This is a genomic window from Pelobium manganitolerans, assembly GCF_003609575.1.
GTDB classification, from domain to species: domain Bacteria; phylum Bacteroidota; class Bacteroidia; order Sphingobacteriales; family Sphingobacteriaceae; genus Pseudopedobacter; species Pseudopedobacter manganitolerans.
In genome coordinates, this window is the sequence record NZ_MBTA01000017.1 from 1 (window position 1) to 1,932 (window position 1,932).

General features: G+C 56.6%; 1 protein-coding gene and 1 rRNA gene. Both read right to left on the reverse strand.

Annotated features, from left to right (window positions below; genetic code table 11):
• Positions 1–52: 52 nt before the first annotated feature.
• A 16S ribosomal RNA gene (locus BCY91_RS08520) occupies positions 53–1,572 on the reverse strand.
• Between the two features lie 131 nt (positions 1,573–1,703).
• Positions 1,704–1,932 (reverse strand): hypothetical protein (locus BCY91_RS17740; RefSeq protein ID WP_220699459.1); only part of this gene is annotated, 229 nt, incomplete at its 5' end.

Sequence of the window (1,932 nt, forward strand, 5' to 3'; positions counted from 1 at the left end):
TTTTGTTAAAAAAATATATGCAGCGCCGGCTTTTCCCCCGGGAGGGCCCTAGAAAGGAGGTATTCCAGCCGCACCTTCCGGTACGGCTACCTTGTTACGACTTAGCCCTAGTTACCAGTTTCGCCCTAGGCCGATCCTTGCGGCTACGGACTTTAGGCGCCCCCGGCTTCCATGGCTTGACGGGCGGTGTGTACAAGGCCCGGGAACGTATTCACCGCGTCATTGCTGATACGCGATTACTAGCGAATCCAACTTCACGGGGCCGAGTTGCAGGCCCCGATCCGAACTGTGAGCGGCTTTGCGGGATTGGCGCCCCCTTGCGGGGTGGCTGCCCTCTGTGCCGCCCATTGTAGCACGTGTGTAGCCCCGGACGTAAGGGCCATGATGACTTGACGTCGTCCCCGCCTTCCTCTCCGCTTGCGCGGGCAGTCTGTTTAGAGTCCCCACCTTAACGTGCTGGCAACTAAACATAGGGGTTGCGCTCGTTGCGGGACTTAACCCAACACCTCACGGCACGAGCTGACGACAGCCATGCAGCACCTAGTTTCCTGTCCCGAAGGACTGGCCTATCTCTAGGCCATTCAGTAACTTTCAAGCCCGGGTAAGGTTCCTCGCGTATCATCGAATTAAACCACATGCTCCTCCGCTTGTGCGGGCCCCCGTCAATTCCTTTGAGTTTCACCCTTGCGGGCGTACTCCCCAGGTGGATGACTTAACGCTTTCGCTTGGGCGCCGGCAGTATATCGCCGGCACCGAGTCATCATCGTTTAGGGCGTGGACTACCAGGGTATCTAATCCTGTTCGATCCCCACGCTTTCGAGCCTCAGCGTCAATAGCACTTTAGCAAGCTGCCTTCGCAATCGGTGTTCTGTGGCATATCTATGCATTTCACCGCTACTTGCCACATTCCGCCTGCCTCAGGTGCATTCAAGCCCCCCAGTATCAAGGGCACTGCGACAGTTGAGCTGCCGTCTTTCACCCCTGACTTAGAGGGCCGCCTACGCTCCCTTTAAACCCAATAAATCCGGATAACGCTCGGATCCTCCGTATTACCGCGGCTGCTGGCACGGAGTTAGCCGATCCTTATTCTCACGGTACCCTCAGCTCCCCCCGCAGGGGGAGGTTTGTTCCCGTGCAAAAGCAGTTTACAACCCGTAGGGCCGTCTTCCTGCACGCGGCATGGCTGGTTCAGGGTTGCCCCCATTGACCAATATTCCTTACTGCTGCCTCCCGTAGGAGTCTGGTCCGTGTCTCAGTACCAGTGTGGGGGGCCATCCTCTCAGATCCCCTAGCCATCGTCGCCTTGGTGGGCCGTTACCCCGCCAACTAGCTAATGGCACGCATGCCCATCCTTTTCCCATAAATGTTTGACCCCTCTATGATGCCATAGCGTGGTCTTATGCGGTATTAATCCGGATTTCTCCGGGCTATCCCCCAGAAAAGGGCAGGTTGCATACGCGTTACGCACCCGTGCGCCGGTCTCTCCCGCCCGAAAGCGGGATACCCCTCGACTTGCATGTATTAGGCCTGCCGCTAGCGTTCATCCTGAGCCAGGATCAAACTCTCCATTGTATAATGTTAAGTTAGACCTGACATCTCTGTCTGTCTGTTGTTTGTTCTGTCTGTCCTCCCGGCGGAGCGCCCTTTTCGGGGCGCCCGCCGGCGCTGCATGATATCTTTTTAAAGAACTTCCGTCCGGCGCATCACTGCGCGCGGCGCTTTTTTATCTTCACTGCCGCTCCCCCTCCGGGAAGGGCCTGTTTTCTATCTCTGTGTTCCCGCCGTTGCGGGGCGCAAACATACAGCTTTTTCTTTTCCCGGCCAAAATTATTTTTTATTTTTTTTTCCGGCCGCCCCCTCTCTGCCTTCCCTGCCCTGTTTCCAGTCTCCCGCAGACCTTGCGTTTGCGGAGTGCAAAGGTGCGATTCTTTT